Source organism: Maribacter sp. MJ134 (assembly GCF_003970695.1).
Lineage (GTDB): Bacteria > Bacteroidota > Bacteroidia > Flavobacteriales > Flavobacteriaceae > Maribacter.
Genome location: NZ_CP034570.1, coordinates 1,958,402 through 1,974,334, shown reverse-complemented (window position 1 = coordinate 1,974,334; position 15,933 = coordinate 1,958,402). Strand labels below are relative to the sequence as shown.

Genomic DNA, 15,933 nt, shown 5'->3' with positions numbered 1-15,933 from the left:
ACCGCAGGTTTTTTAGTTTTAGTAAAAATTTAAAAAATGAAGTATTTACTTACAGGAATTTTAACGTGTAGTTTTTCTTTCCTTATCGCGCAGACGGACTTCAACGAGGTATTTGCGGCAGGAGTGGAAGATGCGGAACGATTTACAACAGACTATTTGTCACCGGTTTCTGAAAGCGCGGTGTTTAACATGGCCACCGGATGGTATAATTCAGCAGATGCCAAACCCCTAGGTGGTTTTGAAATCTCTGTAATCGGTAATATTACCGGTTTTAAGAATAAACAGGACAAGAAAAGCTTTATTCTTAATCCTAGTGATTACGAAAACCTCGATTTTGTGGACAATCCCGGGACAGCAAGGCCAGTTTCTTCCGCTCTCGGTGATTTAGAAGGTATAAGGGTATTTGTGGAAGTAGAGGTAGGTCCAGGCCTACCGCCGGAACGTCGAGAATTTGAATTGCCGACGGGACTTTCAGCCGAAGGTTTGGATTTTATACCATCAGGTTATCTACAGGGTAGTGTGGGGCTTATAAAAGGTACGGAGATAAAGGCGCGATTTCTGCCTAAAATTGAATACGAAGGCGCTTCTGTGGGCATCATAGGTTTTGGTCTTCAGCACGATTTTACCAAACTGTTACCAGCGGACAAGATTTTACCGGTAGCTATTTCCGCTGTAATCGGCTATACTAAAATTTCCGGCGATTATGATCTTACGGAAGTTTCTACCATAGGTGGGAGTGACCAAAGACTTGAATCGGATATTAGTACCTGGGCATTCAATGCTGTAGTATCAACCAAATTACCCATCATAAATTTTTACGGAGGTCTAGGGTATGTTACGGGAAAATCCGTAACCGATGTCTTAGGGGATTATACTGTTGGAATAGGACCTTTTGCACGGACCGAGACGGATCCTTTTTCCATAACTCAAAAAACAAACGGTGTAACCGGTAACGTAGGTGCTAAGCTTAAGCTAGGTTTCTTTAGGTTAAACGCAGATTATACCCTAGCGGAGTTCAATACGTTGACTTTTGGTCTGAACTTTGGGTTTAGATAATTTCTAGTTAAGAGTCTAATGCCTCCTATGACCACATCAGTGTTTTAGGAGGTATTTTTTGGTCTTACTCCAAATACAAAGAGCCCGCCCGGATTGCTCCGAACAGACTCTTTCCCATGGCCCTATTAAAATTGTTTATTCCTTTATGGCTAACAAGTCACCATCAGTCTTTTGTAATAGTACACCTTGTTCATTGTTTTGAATGGTGACCATATCGTTAGGTTTATCTTCAAGACCTCTATATTCAACGGTATAGATGCCATTCTCCTGGGACCATTTAAAATCGGTTTTGAGAGTGATGTCGTTTCCATTGATTTCGTGATATCTACCCAAGTAGACATCGTTGAAAATCCATTCTTTTCGTACTGTTGTCTTGAAAGTGCTTTCTTCGGACAAGGTTGATGCTTCAACCCATATACCGATTATAGGGTCATCGTTCTGCTCTATACGAGAGCAATTAGCAGATAAAACTATGGCAATAATTGCCATTAAAGAAAATAGTTTCTTCATAGTTAAGTAGGTTATTGGAATTTGGGATTCCATTAACGATAACGGCTAGTTGTATTTTAATAGTATTAAAATTCGTTGTATGGTAACTATTTGACGTTTTCTTCGTTAAACGGTTCGTTTTTTTAACGTGATTGTCATTTCATCGATACTTTTCATGACGATTTAAGATAATTAAAGAGCTGTTTGCGTTCTATTTTTGATCAATAAATAACTATTTTTGACCTACTTATTACAGAAATAGAAAAACGTACATATTTTAACAATAACTAAATTAGTATAGATGAAGGTTACAGTAGTAGGAGCAGGAGCGGTAGGAGCAAGTTGTGCTGAGTACATTGCAATAAAGGATTTTGCATCGGAAGTTGTTCTTTTGGATATAAAAGAGGGCTACGCCGAGGGTAAAGCTATGGACTTGATGCAAACGGCATCCTTGAACGGTTTTGACACTAAGATTTCGGGTAGTACAAACGATTACTCCAAAACGGCCAATAGTGATATTGCCGTTATTACTTCCGGTATACCAAGAAAACCAGGTATGACAAGGGAGGAATTAATAGGTATAAATGCGGGAATTGTAAAAACCGTTTCCAGTAATTTAATACAACACTCTCCTAATGTTATCCTTATTGTCGTAAGTAACCCAATGGATACTATGACCTACTTGGTACATAAAACTACAGATTTACCAAAAAATAGAATCATTGGAATGGGTGGGGCTTTGGACAGCGCCCGTTTTAAATATAGACTAGCAGAAGCTATGCAAGCACCAATCTCGGATATCGATGGTATGGTCATAGGTGGTCATAGTGATACGGGTATGGTTCCATTAACCTCTCATGCCACTAGAAATAGTATCCGCGTATCTGAGTTTTTGACAGAAGAGCGTTTAGAACAAGTTGCTGCCGATACCAAAGTTGGTGGCGCTACGCTTACAAAATTACTAGGAACAAGCGCATGGTATGCTCCTGGAGCTGCAGTTTCTGGTCTCGTACAGGCCATTGCTTGCGACCAAAAGAAAATGTTTCCTTGTTCTACCTATCTTGAAGGCGAGTACGGACTAAACGATATTTGTATCGGTGTGCCCGTAATTCTTGGAAAAGATGGTATCGAAAGAATTGTGGATGTTCCTCTAAGCGATGCTGAAAAGACCAAGATGCAGGAAAGTGCTGCGGGAGTCACAAAGACCAACGGCCTGTTGGAATTATAATTTATCTACAAAAAATACGTTATTGATAAGCCTTTATAGTTAAACTATGAAGGCTTTTTTTTGACGGTATACTTCCAATACAGAGTTATTGTAAAATTATACCGTGTAGTACTTCTTTATTTTTATCTTTGCCGCATGAATTCAAAATGGTACATAAGTACTTTACTTGTTCTGTTATCCTTGATAGGGTTGATATCTGGACAGCAGACCAAAGTAGTGAATCAAAAAATTGTGTTGCAATTTGCTGATACGGATACTACATCCGGTGCCGCTCAGGACGATGCCCTAGCAACAATTACGTCAAAGCTTCAAGCTTTGGGTATTACGGATATTGAGGTTTTGGAGAATACCGATGCGCAGCTAAGTTTACGTTATTACAGTAGTATCGATGCTCATCAAGTAAAAGAATTCCTTTCTAATTCTGATGAACCGCTACTAAATCTTGAGGAACTAGATAAACTTCCTGTTGATTTTCCCGAAGATGAATTGCCCGAGATGTGTAGTTTGGTGGTTTTAGACCTTCATGAAATCGAAGATGCTTTAAATTTAAACGGAAAGTTTGCCTTTGAATCGCATAAGGACGATTATGAACTTCTGAAATTTCCTATAGCGGCCGGTAATATAACATGTTACGTTGGTCAAAATTACGCTTACTATGTATCGTACGAGGTTAATAGCGGAGTAGCGATTTCAATAGACAATATAACAAATATCTTTCCAGAGGTCAGGGCAGGACCTTTAGCTTAAAAACAGGCAAATGGTATGCTTCAATACCTATTCTTAAGCCTTAATACGCAATTAATAATACCAACATTACAATTTAAAACGATATGCCATAGCTATAAAGGCATAGTATATCCAACATAAACAAGAATAAAATGCAAAACAAAGGACTTATAAAGCTATTTGCTTTATTGTTTGGGTTAGTTAGTATCTACCAGCTATCCTATACTTTTATCACCAACAAAGTAGAAAAAGAGGCCGGTATCTTCGCCGCAAGTAAAATTTCTGAAGCTGAAGAGGATTATATCTCTAAGCGAGAGGCGCTCGAAGCGAGTTATCTAGATTCCATAGGCACTAACCCCATACTTGGTTATACCAATTATGAGGAAGCAAAGAAGAAAGAACTTAATAAAGGCCTTGACCTTAAAGGAGGTATTAACGTAACCCTTCAGATTTCGGTTAAGGATATTTTGAAAGGTTTGGCCAATAACACCAAGAATCCGGTGTTCAACAAGGCATTGGCAGATGCGGATACTGCATCTAAAAACAGTGATGATACCTATATTGAGCTCTTTTTCGAAGCTTTCGACAATATTAAGGGAGAAACAAAACTGGCTTCCCCTGATATTTTTGCCAACAAGGGCTTGAGTGACGAGATTAATTTTCAAATGACTGATGATGAGGTTAAACCTATCATAAGAAGAAAGATAGACGAATCTATAGTTTCGGCTTTCGAGGTACTTCGTGAGCGTATCGATGGATTTGGTGTTACGCAACCCAATATCCAAAGAGAAGGTAATTCTGGCCGTATATTGGTTGAATTACCGGGAGCAAGGGATATAGCTCGTGCACAGGATTTATTATCAAGTACGGCACAGTTAGAATTTTGGGAAACCTATCCGCAAAGCAATACTAGTTTCAGTACATTTTTGATTCAGGCGAACGAAAAATTGAAAAGTATTGTAGAGGTTGACGAACCAGAACCTGTTAAGGAAGAGTCGGAGCTGGATTCTTTGCTTTCGGATGTTTCTGCGGATTCGCTGGATTTGGCAACGCAAGTAAATCCATTATACGAATTGCTCATACCTGCCAACCCAGGCAGCAACGCAATGTTCCAGGCAGCTATAAAGGATACTGCTACCATAGGCTCTTATCTAAGAATGCCAGAAATTAGGAGATTATTACCGGCAGATATTCAATTTGTAAAATTTGTTTGGGAGAGACCATCTTCGGATGATGTGGAAGTTATCAACTTATACGCCCTTAAATCTAACCGCGACGGAACGCCAAGAATAAGTGGAGATGTAGTAAGTGATGCAAGGGGCGAATTTGACCAGTTCAGCAAACCTGTGGTAACCATGAACATGAATTCTAAGGGTTCTAAACTTTGGCAAAAACTTACAAGTGATGCCAATGTGAACCAAACAGGTATCGCCGTTGTTCTTGATAATAAAGTTTACACTGCTCCAGGTTGTTCCGTTGTTGGAGGTATTACAGGTGGTAGAACCGAAATCTCTGGGGATTTTACGGTTAATGAAACTAAGGATATAGCTAATGTACTGCGAGCGGGTAAATTACCTGCTTCTGCTGAAATCATACAATCCGAAATCGTAGGTCCTTCATTGGGTCAGGAAGCTATAGACAGTGGTTTCATGTCTTTCTTGATCGCCATGGCCATTGTATTGTTATGGATGATTTTCTATTACGGTAAAGCAGGTGCTTTTGCAGATATTGCTCTATTGTTGAACATCTTACTGATATTCGGAGTTTTAACTTCATTAAACGCGGTGTTAACCTTACCTGGTATTGCCGGTATCGTGCTAACCATTGGTATGTCCGTGGATGCTAACGTTCTTATATTTGAGCGTATCAAAGAGGAACTGGCAAAAGGAAAAGGAAAGAGTCAGGCTGTTGCCGATGGTTTTGGAAATGCACTATCTTCTATTTTAGATGCGAACATTACCACAGGTCTTACCGCTATTATTCTTTTCATTTTTGGTTCTGGTCCAATTAAAGGATTTGCAACAACATTGATTATAGGTATACTTACCTCTTTGTTTACGGCAATATTCATTACGCGTTTATTAGTGGATTGGTATATTAGTGGTAAGGGAAGAACGCTAGATTTCTCCACGAGCATTACAAAAGGGTTATTCAAGAACCTAAGTATAGATTTCTTGGTGAAGCGCAAGATTGCTTATGTGATATCAGGTATTTTAGTGGCCGTAGGTCTGTTTTCCCTGTTCTTTGGACCTGGGTTGCAACAAGGTGTTGATTTTGTTGGTGGACGCTCATATACGGTCCGCTTCGAGCAACCCGTGAATCCTTCAGAAATAGCTTCGGAATTAAATACGGTTTTTGGTAGCGGTACCAATGTTAAAACGTACGGGGAATCTAATCAGATAAAAATAACGACACCCTATAAGGTAGATGTTGAAGGTATTGAAGTAGATGCGGAAATTCAGGATAAACTGTACACATCCTTACAGAAATATTTGCCAGATGGTATAACAGAGCAGGCCTTTAGTGTTGGTAGCGATGATAAATCCATAGGTATTTTGCAATCGGTAAAAGTAGGTCCTACCATTGCCGATGATATTAAGAAAAATGCCTTCTTGGCAATCTTAGGTTCGTTAGCAGTAGTTTTCTTATATATTTTACTGCGTTTCCGTAGATGGCAATTCTCTTTAGGAGCGGTTGTAGCCGTTTTTCATGATGTACTCATCGTGTTGGGCGTTTTCTCCATTCTTGGAAAAGTGTTGCCTTTTAACATGGAAATTGACCAAGCTTTTATAGCGGCGATATTAACCGTAATAGGTTATTCCTTGAATGATACCGTGGTTGTTTTTGACCGTATTCGAGAGGTCATCGCGGAGCGTGGCTGGAAAGGTGGTGCCAATATCAATTCCGCCATAAACAGTACACTGGGAAGAACCTTGAACACCTCTTTAACTACATTGGTAGTATTACTGGCCATCTTTATTTTTGGTGGAGAATCCCTAAGAGGATTTATGTTCGCTATGATTGTTGGTGTAATCATAGGTACCTACTCTTCGGTATTTATTGCAACACCAATCATGTACGATGCACTTAGTAAAAAGATTACTTCAGGAAGTAAGGAGTAATACGTACTAAAACTAACTTAATATAAAAAGTCGCTATACTTTGAAGTGTAGCGGCTTTTTTATTTTTTGATTACTCCAATAGATCCCTTGGGGCTCATGTGTAGTTGATATGTATATTGGGGTTGTAAACCCGTTTCGTTCCTATGTGAAACATAGATGATGGCGGTATCGGTTTCTTTGGCTATTTTGTTGACCAAGGCCACTAGAAGAGCGGCAGCCTCATCATCCATGCCCGTGGTGGGTTCATCTAAAATCAATAATGGCGGGTGTTTAACCATAGCTCTCACCGTCATTATTAAACGCTTTTGCCCCAGTGAACTATCGGCGAAAAGCATATCTTTTTCAGGCCAAAGGTTTAAAAGCTGTAGCCACTCTTTTGCTTTTCTTTTTTGAACTTCAGTGGGTTTTGTGTACAGGCCTATGGAGTCATTGAATCCGGATATGAGCATTTGCTCTATGGTGAACCTACCACTGAATTTATAGGTCATTACAGGTGAAAAATAGCCCAGCTTCTGTTTGATGTCCCACACACTTTCCCCTGTGCCCTTTCGCTTTCCGAAAAGTAATATATTTTGGCCGTATGCTTTTGGATTATCTCCCGTAATCATGGATAATAGGGTTGATTTTCCAGAGCCATTATTACCGATTAACTGCCAGAACTCACCTTTCTTAACGGTCCAATTGATATTGTTTAAAATAGCTTTGTCCTCGTACGAAACGGAAACGTTCTTAAATGCTATCAACAGTTCATTGTCCATTCGGATAGGTACTATGGCAGCAGGAATTTTTCCATTAAGAAAATCGCTTTGTGGTTTAATAACAGTAGGCATCTCACCAATGGATTCTAATCGGTCTCCGTTCAGTTTGGTAAACTGGTTGATAAAAGGTAGGATATCAGTGACCCTGCTAACCAATTGTATAAAAATAAAATCTCCTGAGACTTCCAGTAATAGGTTTTTCAGTTCTTTTTGAAAACTATGGTCAAGACTATCGAACGGATTATCTAGAATGATGTAATCTGGTTTTGATTCTAAAATGTGTCGTAATAGGGCTTTTTTTTGTTCTCCGCTGGACATAGTCCGCAACGGCTGTTTTTGATGTATTATTTTGTGATTATGACGCTCTTCTTCATCTATCAATTGTGATAACATTACAGGAGAAAACAAGGTCCCTTTTTTTGTTCCTAAAAACTTGAAAAAAGACTGTTCATTCCTGAGTATGGCATGAATAAGTCCCTTTTTTTGAGATTTGTTGTCGATAAGTACGGCACAGTGTTTTTTCATGTCAGGCGTTGATTCCATAAATATGAACCGGATTATTCTTGTAGGTGGTAGTTTTCTCTAAGAGCATTCCATTTTTAAGCGCTACTCTTTGCGAGGGGATATTATCAATATGAATGATTGAAATCAAATGTGAGGGCCATCGTTGCGAAAAAGCGTATTGCTTGCACTTTTGGGCTGCTTCAAAAGCGAATCCCTGTTGCCAATACTTTGGTAAAATAGAATAACCTATCTCTAATTCACGCACTTCGTCGACCTCCTGAACAAGAAGTCCGCACAGCCCAATGAGAACCCCTTCATTTTTGGAGATAAGTGCGTTCATACCACCTAAACCTTGTTTATAGCGTTCGAACGTGCGATTAAATTGTTCTCTGCAGGCTACCTCAGGGTCTATCGGTAGTCCATCCCAAAATTGTGAACTGAGTGGTTCTTGATGAAACGGAAGCCAATCATTAAAATCGGAAGCCAATACTTTTCTAAAGTACAATCGCTCCGTTTCTTGACCCTCTAAAAGGTAGTTCATACCTCTATTTTCTTGTAAACGTAATTTGGTCCCCTATTTCTAAGGTTAGGCTTTCCGAGAGACCGGCATTAATTTCTAGAACATATTTAATGGGTACTTGGGAGGAAAGTCCATTTTCATCAAAAGGCTGCGCATTCTCCTGAAAACTGGCAATCCTCAGATTTTCATCAATATAGATGATGTCCAGGGGGAATTCCGTATTTTTCATGTAGAACGAGTGCATGGCAACATCGGGAAAAACGAACAGCATGGCCTGATTATCATCCATACCCTTTCTATACATTAGCCCTGTCTGTGTTTCGTAATCCGTCTCTGCAATTTCAATATCAAGATTAACCAACACCGAATCAGTTTCCTGTTTCAGAATTTGTAGCGTACCCTCTTTGGTAAAGGCTATGGTTTCTGTCTTAATTACTTTTTTAGCCTCTTCTTTACAACCGGTTATAGTAGCCAAAAGAAAGATTGATAAAAAGTACCCATTTAAAAATTTCATAGCTACCCCTTTTTAGCAGGTTTGAACATGAAAAACAGACCGATAAAAATAAAAGGAATACTCAACCATTGACCTGTTGAAAGTACCCCTAGGGATTCTTCAAAACCACCTTGACTTTTCTTAACGAATTCTACAAAGAATCTTATGGTCCAGAGCAGCACTAAAAACAAACCGAACAAATATCCGGATTTGTGTCGCTTGTCCGTTTTCCAATATAGAAGGTATAATATGATGAAAATAAATATGTAGGCTACTCCTTCGTAAACTTGTGCAGGATGGCGATAGGGAATTTCTGCCAGATACTGTGCAAATTGCGGATTATTTTCAATAGCGTGATAAGCGGCATCCAAGGTTTTTTCCTGAGTGACAGCTAATGCCTTGGACGGATGTAAGTCATCTGAATCGCGTATAAACCTCGTGGCGAAAATAAAGTTCTCATCGACTACTTTGCCATTGATTTCAGAATTGAAAAAATTGCCAAAACGAATAAAGGCAATCATTCCAAAAGGTACGACCATTCTATCCAAAAGCCACAGCATACTGAATTCTGGAAACTTTCTTGTAAAAATATACACCGCTACGAACACCCCTATAATAGCACCATGACTTGCTAGCCCAGTAAATCCCGTAAACTCATAACCATCAATCAATCCAAAGAACAGGCTTCCCGCATTGCTTTCTCTAATGGGTAATAATATTTCTAATAAATGATTTTTGTAATAAGGCCAGTCATAGAAAAAAACATGCCCCAGTCTAGCTCCTAACATGGTGCCTAAAACCGTATGTATAAAAAGCGAGTCTAATTGTTCCACGGATTTTTTCTCACGAACAAAAATCTTTTTCATTATATACCATCCCAGGGCAAAAGCTATAATCCACGATAGATTATAATATTTGATCTGTACAAATCCTATATTGAACAATGTCTCGTTCGGATTCCAAGTAATACCTAAGAAATGCATATATTTTGTTTTGAAGGGCTAAGATAAAAAATAGAAACTAGACCAATACGCTTTCGTAAAATAGTGGGTAAATTAAATTTTAAGGAACGGGGTCGTAACCGTTTCCTCCCCAAGGATTACAGCTAAATATTCTCTTTGTGGCCAGCCAACCTCCCTTAAAAAGGCCGTGTTTTTTTAATGCTTCTAAAGTATATTGAGAGCAGGTAGGGGAATATCTGCATGTAGCAGGTGTGTAGGGTGAAATGGCCAATTGATAAAATCTTACTAAAGCGATAAAAGGTGCTATCAAGATTTTTTTCATTTGTCAAACAATACGTTTTGGTTTTAGAAGTACACTCTAAGATACACTAAAAGTGGTTCCTTCTTTTCCGTCCTTTAACTGTATACCTAGGGAAGCCAATTGGTCTCTAATCTTATCAGAGGTCGCGAAATCCTTATTTTCCCTTGCTTCTTTTCTCATTTGAATCAAGAGTGCTACCACACCTTCTAACTTTTCGGTTCCGGCATTAGAGCTGCTCTTACTTTCTAGCCCTAGTACATCAAAAACAAAACTATGTAAGGTGTTCTGAAGCTCTTCTTTATCTTCTTTTGTTATCGATTCGTTACCTTCTTTGATAAGATTAATATGCTTTACAGCATCAAAAAGCTTGGCAATTAAAATTGGCGTATTAAAATCATCGTTCATGGCTGCATAGCAAGCCGTTTTCCAAGAGACCACATCAAAATCGGTTGTCTTTCCTGTGGATAAGGATTTTAATGAACTTATGGCCTCCATAAGCTTGTTAAAGCCTTTTTCTGAAGCTAAGAGAGCGTCGTTACTAATATCTAAAATACTGGTGTAATGCGCCTGCATCATAAAAAAGCGCACCATGGAAGGGGAGAAGGCTTTACTCAAAATGTCATTCTCTCCAGAAAATATCTCGCCCGGCAAGATACTGTTCCCAGTAGATTTTGCCATTTTTTTACCGTTTAAGGTGAGCATATTCGCATGCAGCCAATATTGCACGGGAGATTTTCCATTACTCGCTTCCGCTTGCGCAATCTCACATTCATGGTGTGGAAATTTTAAGTCCATTCCTCCTCCATGAATATCAAAGGTCTCTCCAAGATACTTGGTGCTCATTGCGGTACATTCTAGGTGCCAGCCGGGGAAACCATCGCCCCAAGGAGACGGCCATCTCATGATATGTTGCGGTTCCGCACGTTTCCATAAGGCAAAGTCTTGAGGACTCTTTTTCTCGTCTTGGGCGGCAAGTTCCCGTGTATTTGCAATCATGTCCTCCAACTTTCGTCCGCTTAACTTTCCGTAATCGTTGGTTTGGTTAAACTTGACCACATCAAAATAAACGGAGTTGTTAATTTCATAGGCATATCCCTTTGCGATGATATCCTTTATAATTTCGATTTGCTCTATGATATGGCCCGTGGCCGTAGGCTCTATACTAGGTGGTAGAAAGTTGAACTTTTCCAAGATATTATGGAAGTCAACCGTATAGCGTTGTACCACTTCCATCGGCTCTAACTGCTCTAATCGTGCCTTTTTGGCTATCTTGTCTTCACCATCTTCGGCATCGTCCACTAAATGACCGGCATCGGTAATATTACGTACATACCTTACTTTATATCCTAAATGACGGAAGTACCTGAGAATCATATCAAAAGACATAAAGGTACGGCAATTACCGAGATGTACGTTGCTGTATACCGTAGGTCCACAAACATACATTCCAATATGCCCCTCGTTCAATGGACTGAAAATTTCTTTTTTGCCGGTAAGTGAATTATGTACTTTAATTGTCTGTTGTTCGTACAATTGCATTGTCGGAGAGGTAATTAAAAATTGGTTTCTAAATTGATGTAGTCCAAAAACTCCCTTCTCACGGCCTCATCTTTAAATTTGCCGCCATATTCCGCAGTAACCGTGCTACTCTCAATATCCCTTATTCCTCTTGAGTTTACACATAAATGTTTGGCGTCTATTACGCATGCCACATCATCGGTGCCCAATACGTTCTGGAGTTCTCTTACAATTTGAATATTTAGGCGCTCCTGTACTTGAGGTCTTTTGGCGAAATAATCCACTATTCTATTCATTTTGGAAAGTCCAACAACTGTTCCTTTGGAAATATAGGCTACATGTGCCCTACCAACAATAGGTAACAGATGATGCTCACAGGTGGAGTAGAGGGTGATGTTCTTTTCCACCAACATTTCTCCATACTTGTACTTGTTGTCAAAAGTGGAAGATTTGGGTTTTCTCTCCGGATGTAGACCACCAAAAATCTCCTTAACGAACATTTTTGCTACCCTATTGGGAGTTCCCTTTAGGCTGTCATCCTCTAAATCCAGACCTAGTGTAAGCATTATTTCTCTAACGCTCTCTTTTATTCTTCCAATTTTTTCTTCATCGGTTAAGACAAAGGCATCTTCACGTAATGGTGTTTCTTCTGATGTAGAGACATGATCATCTCCAAGCTGTTCAAAATGGTCTTCCAATGTACCTTCTATTTTCATTTAAAATGAACTTTAACAAGCTCCAAAGATATACATTATATAGCACTTTATAACCATTTAAAGGTGTTACACAACATAAATTAGTGTTAAGGGAAGGGGCTTCATATTTTTAGTTTCCAAATCAGAAACGAATTTATGACACGCTTAAGCGTTGCTTTATTTTTTATATTTTTTGTTGCCACAAATCCTATCTTGGCCCAAGTGTCTCCAGATTGTAACAATGCCGTTCCTATTTGTAACAATACACCCATAAATGGAGGGACTGATGGTTTTGGAATCGATGATTTCAATGGAGCTTCCGTAACGGGCTGTATCGCCTTGGCAACCGGCCCTATAGAATCCAATTCTGCCTGGTACCGGTTTCGGACAGGTGAAAGTGGTCAGCTAGGCATAAATATCGGTTTCGATGTTTCCGAGGATTGGGATTTTGCCCTTTACCGTGCCGCTGATTGTTCAAATTTAGGCGAACCGGTGAGATGTAACTATTTTGATAATTCTGATGACAATACATTCACAGGATTCGGTGAAGACCCAACAGGAGTGGACAATTTTCAGTATGACGATTGGTTAGATGTTGCCGCTGGAGAGGACTATTATCTTTTCATCAATAATTTCAGTAATAACAACTCTGGTTTTTCCATTCAGTTTTCAGGTGATGTCTTTGTGGATTTCCCGAACACAGCTTTAGATTGTTCTATTATTAATAATCTATTAGGCCCGCCTATTGCTGCCTGTGAAAACGATACTATTACACTAAACGCAACAACTATTGGTGCGATATCTTACGAGTGGTATTTAGATATTGGGAATGGTTATCAACAAATACCTGCGGAAAGTGGAGAAAACCTAAATGTGGCTGTATCCGGAATGTACCGTGTTTTGGTTGTGGTTCCTTCAGGGGAGAATATTATTAGTGAAGTACAAGTTTCTTTTTCGCCATCTCCTACTACGAACCCTCTTGGTGATGAGCTTATGTGCTTGGACGGAACTGCTTTTGATTTAAGCCAAAAAAACGGCGAAGCCTTGGGTAACCAAAGCGCAGATGAATTTAGAGTTAGTTATTATGGTTCCATTGCAGATGCTACTAATGGAACCAATATATTGGACAACAACTATATACCAACTGAACCCTCCCAAACCATATTTGTAAGAACTACCTCCATTGCAAATACCAATTGCTTCGATGTTTCAGAATCCTTTGAAATAAATACCGTTGCGGTACCGGAGTTAGATTTTCCCACTTCGGTTTTTATCTGTGAGGATACACCAGTAGCAACCGTAGGACAGAGAATTCCAAATCCGGATTACTCTTATTCATGGGATTCTGGTCAAGTGTCTTCTCAGATTACGGTAACCACAGAGGACACGTATACGTTATCTGTTACCAATGTACAAGGAGCCGTTAGTTGTGTTGGCGTGCGATCGGTAACCGTAACCTTTTCCAGACCTCCGGTAATTACGGATATTGACGTAGTATACGATGACGATAGCAATATGGTAACCGTATTTACTCAGGAAGATGGTGATTTTGAATATCAATTAGATGATAAAGGCCCTCAAAGTGCTCCTGTTTTCAGGGATATCCTTCCAGGACTACATAGTATTACCGTGAACGATAGAAACGGATGTGGAGCTGATACGCAGGAGGTTGTTATTGTAGGCTTTCCAAAATTCTTTACACCAAATGGAGATGGGATTAACGATTTATGGACAGTTGGGGGTATGAGCGTTCTAGATAATCCTGTGGTTCATATCTACGACAGGTTTGGGAAATTATTATTTCAAATGGACGAAAATAGTCCGGGTTGGAATGGTAATTCCAATGGAAAACTAATGCCGGCGTCAGATTATTGGTTCAAACTTTCTTATACCGATCAGGACGGGCAGTTGGCCACTGCAAAATTTATCAACAATCACTTTAGTATCAAGCGCTAAGTTCGCTCTCGCACCATAAAAGTGTATTTCATCGATTAAGTGCATAAAAATCCGATATAGGATACTAAACTGGGAGCAACATAGTTATTATATACGTTAGTATATGAAATAGCCCCACATTTTATGCGAATACTTTTTTGTGCTGCCTTTTGTTTTTTCCTTCAAGTATGGGAGACGAACGCTCAAAACTCACCGGATTGTAGAACAGCGATACCCGTGTGTGCGGACCAACCTATAATGGGTCTCGCTGATGGTGGTGGTGATATAGACGATTTTGACCCGGAGGTTATCACGCAGACTGGTTGCCTTGAAAAGGGTAGTGTTAGCTCTGCCAATATAGAAAACAACACATCGTGGTACGTCTTTAGGGCGGGCACTGGTGGTCAAGTGGGCTTTGATATAGAAGCCCTCCCTACCAATGGCGGAATGGGAACGCCCACTGCGGAGTGGGATTTTGCTGTCTATGGCCCATATGATGAAACAAGTGGACAAAACTTTTGTTCAATTATTGGTGATGGTACTTCTGAACCAATTCGCTGCAATTACGAAGTGAACAATACTAATTTTACCGGGGTAGGGGTTAATCCCGAAAATGGTCAGGAAGGAGCTCCTTTCCTAGTCGGAAGCCAGAATACCTATGATGAGTGGTTAGATGTAGAGCCCGGTGAAATCTATTATATCCTGATAAACAATTTCAATACTAATTTCGATGGCGACCCTGAGCCATACATGCTCACCTTCACCGGAAGTTCTGTTCAAGAAGACCAGAATACAGCTTTGGACTGTACCCTGAGAGATGAATTTTTAGGTTTGGATATCATAGCCTGTGAGGGAGACCCTGATATAACCTTGAGTGCTTTGAACTCTCCCGCCGGTTCTAATATAGCCAGTGTGGAATGGACAGTAGATTATGAAGACGACGGCACTGTTGACGATACCTTAACGGGTTCCGGTCCTTTCGGAGCTGAACTGGTGGTTTCCAGTCCTAATTCCGGACGTTATTTTGCGAGGATTACAACACTATCTGGTTCTCCGCAATTTGTGGAAGACCAAGGAGGTATTTTAATAACCTTTTTCGGTATTCCTGTATTAGACCGCGTAGAGATATTGGAGACGAACTTAGCCATAGACCCTGACATCAATAACGTTGAGATTATTGTAGATGGTGATGGTTCTTATGAATATTCACTCAATGGGGGTGCCTTCCAGGATGACCCTATTTTTATGGATATCCCTCCGGGACTAAATACTATTATTATCAATGATAAAAACGGATGTGGTACTACAGAACCCATCGAATTTTTAGTCGTAGCCTATCCCAAGTTCTTTACTCCAAATGCGGACGGTATAAACGATTTATGGAATATTAGGGGTATAGAAACCTTGACCGATCCGGCCGTATTCGTTTTTGACCGTTACGGTAAACTAATAAAACAGCTAGGCCCCGTTGGTGGCTGGGATGGTACTTTTAACGGCAGACCAATGCCATCTACCGATTATTGGTTCCGGTTTGAATATGCGGAAGACGATGCGGGTATTGTCGTTGCCAAGACTAGGAAAACGCACTTTACTTTAAAACGATAAAAAAAAGCCGCTATTTTGCGG

Annotated in this window: 14 protein-coding genes; 6 read left to right on the top strand and 8 right to left on the bottom strand. The window is 39.8% G+C overall.

All coding sequences use genetic code 11. The features are described 5' to 3' along the window. The first annotated feature begins 36 nt into the window (after nt 1–36). On the top strand, nt 37–1,056 hold the full coding sequence (locus EJ994_RS08695) for a DUF6588 family protein (protein WP_126592095.1): 1,020 nt from the start codon (nt 37–39) through the stop codon (nt 1,054–1,056). 135 nt (nt 1,057–1,191) lie between these two features. Here the strand turns inward: EJ994_RS08695 and EJ994_RS08690 are convergent, their stop codons facing one another. Then, nucleotides 1,192–1,566, bottom strand: a complete 375-nt coding sequence (locus tag EJ994_RS08690; RefSeq protein WP_126592094.1) for a hypothetical protein — start codon at nt 1,564–1,566, stop codon at nt 1,192–1,194. Nucleotides 1,567–1,846: 280 nt separating this feature from the next. Here EJ994_RS08690 and EJ994_RS08685 point away from each other — a divergent pair, with 280 nt between their 5' ends. The 3 genes from EJ994_RS08685 (at nt 1,847) to secDF (ending at nt 6,621) form a co-directional block, all read left to right on the top strand. Further along, complete coding sequence (locus EJ994_RS08685) at nt 1,847–2,773, top strand: malate dehydrogenase (RefSeq protein WP_126592093.1); 927 nt, start codon at nt 1,847–1,849, stop codon at nt 2,771–2,773. 135 nt (nt 2,774–2,908) lie between these two features. Continuing rightward, nucleotides 2,909–3,520 carry a hypothetical protein gene (locus tag EJ994_RS08680; protein ID WP_126592092.1) on the top strand — a complete coding sequence of 204 codons (612 nt, stop codon included), beginning with the start codon at nt 2,909–2,911 and terminating at the stop codon, nt 3,518–3,520. Between the two features lie 131 nt (nt 3,521–3,651). Then, nucleotides 3,652–6,621, top strand: a complete 2,970-nt coding sequence (gene secDF / locus EJ994_RS08675; RefSeq protein WP_126592091.1) for a protein translocase subunit SecDF — start codon at nt 3,652–3,654, stop codon at nt 6,619–6,621. Nucleotides 6,622–6,680: 59 nt separating this feature from the next. On the opposite strand, the gene EJ994_RS08670 is transcribed toward secDF, so the two are convergent. The 7 genes from EJ994_RS08670 to folE form a co-directional block, all read right to left on the bottom strand. Next, nucleotides 6,681–7,922 (bottom strand): ATP-binding cassette domain-containing protein, encoded by a 1,242-nt coding sequence (locus EJ994_RS08670; protein ID WP_241240885.1) that lies wholly within the window; start codon nt 7,920–7,922, stop codon nt 6,681–6,683. Further along, nucleotides 7,906–8,424: a GNAT family N-acetyltransferase gene (locus EJ994_RS08665; RefSeq protein ID WP_126592090.1), complete on the bottom strand. Its 519-nt coding sequence runs from the start codon at nt 8,422–8,424 to the stop codon at nt 7,906–7,908. The genes EJ994_RS08670 and EJ994_RS08665 overlap by 17 nt, the downstream gene beginning before the upstream one ends. 4 nt (nt 8,425–8,428) lie before the next feature. Continuing rightward, complete coding sequence (locus tag EJ994_RS08660; protein ID WP_099572798.1) at nt 8,429–8,917, bottom strand: DUF192 domain-containing protein; 489 nt, start codon at nt 8,915–8,917, stop codon at nt 8,429–8,431. Nucleotides 8,918–8,919: 2 nt separating this feature from the next. Further along, nucleotides 8,920–9,879, bottom strand: a complete 960-nt coding sequence (gene lgt / locus EJ994_RS08655) for a prolipoprotein diacylglyceryl transferase (RefSeq protein WP_126592089.1) — start codon at nt 9,877–9,879, stop codon at nt 8,920–8,922. Between the two features lie 79 nt (nt 9,880–9,958). Continuing rightward, nucleotides 9,959–10,180, bottom strand: coding sequence for a membrane protein insertion efficiency factor YidD (yidD, locus tag EJ994_RS08650; RefSeq protein WP_126592088.1), 222 nt, complete (start codon nt 10,178–10,180; stop codon nt 9,959–9,961). Nucleotides 10,181–10,216: 36 nt separating this feature from the next. Then, complete coding sequence (gene cysS, locus EJ994_RS08645; protein ID WP_126592087.1) at nt 10,217–11,698, bottom strand: cysteine--tRNA ligase; 1,482 nt, start codon at nt 11,696–11,698, stop codon at nt 10,217–10,219. A gap of 14 nt (nt 11,699–11,712) precedes the next feature. After that, the gene (gene folE / locus EJ994_RS08640; RefSeq protein ID WP_126592086.1) at nt 11,713–12,393 is read right to left on the bottom strand and encodes a GTP cyclohydrolase I FolE; all 681 of its coding nucleotides are present in this window, start codon (nt 12,391–12,393) and stop codon (nt 11,713–11,715) included. Between the two features lie 135 nt (nt 12,394–12,528). On the opposite strand from folE, the gene EJ994_RS08635 reads away from it, so the two are divergent. After that, nucleotides 12,529–14,328: a T9SS type B sorting domain-containing protein gene (locus EJ994_RS08635; protein WP_126592085.1), complete on the top strand. Its 1,800-nt coding sequence runs from the start codon at nt 12,529–12,531 to the stop codon at nt 14,326–14,328. Nucleotides 14,329–14,451: 123 nt separating this feature from the next. Then, nucleotides 14,452–15,912 carry a T9SS type B sorting domain-containing protein gene (locus tag EJ994_RS08630; RefSeq protein WP_126592084.1) on the top strand — a complete coding sequence of 487 codons (1,461 nt, stop codon included), beginning with the start codon at nt 14,452–14,454 and terminating at the stop codon, nt 15,910–15,912. Nucleotides 15,913–15,933: the final 21 nt, after the last annotated feature.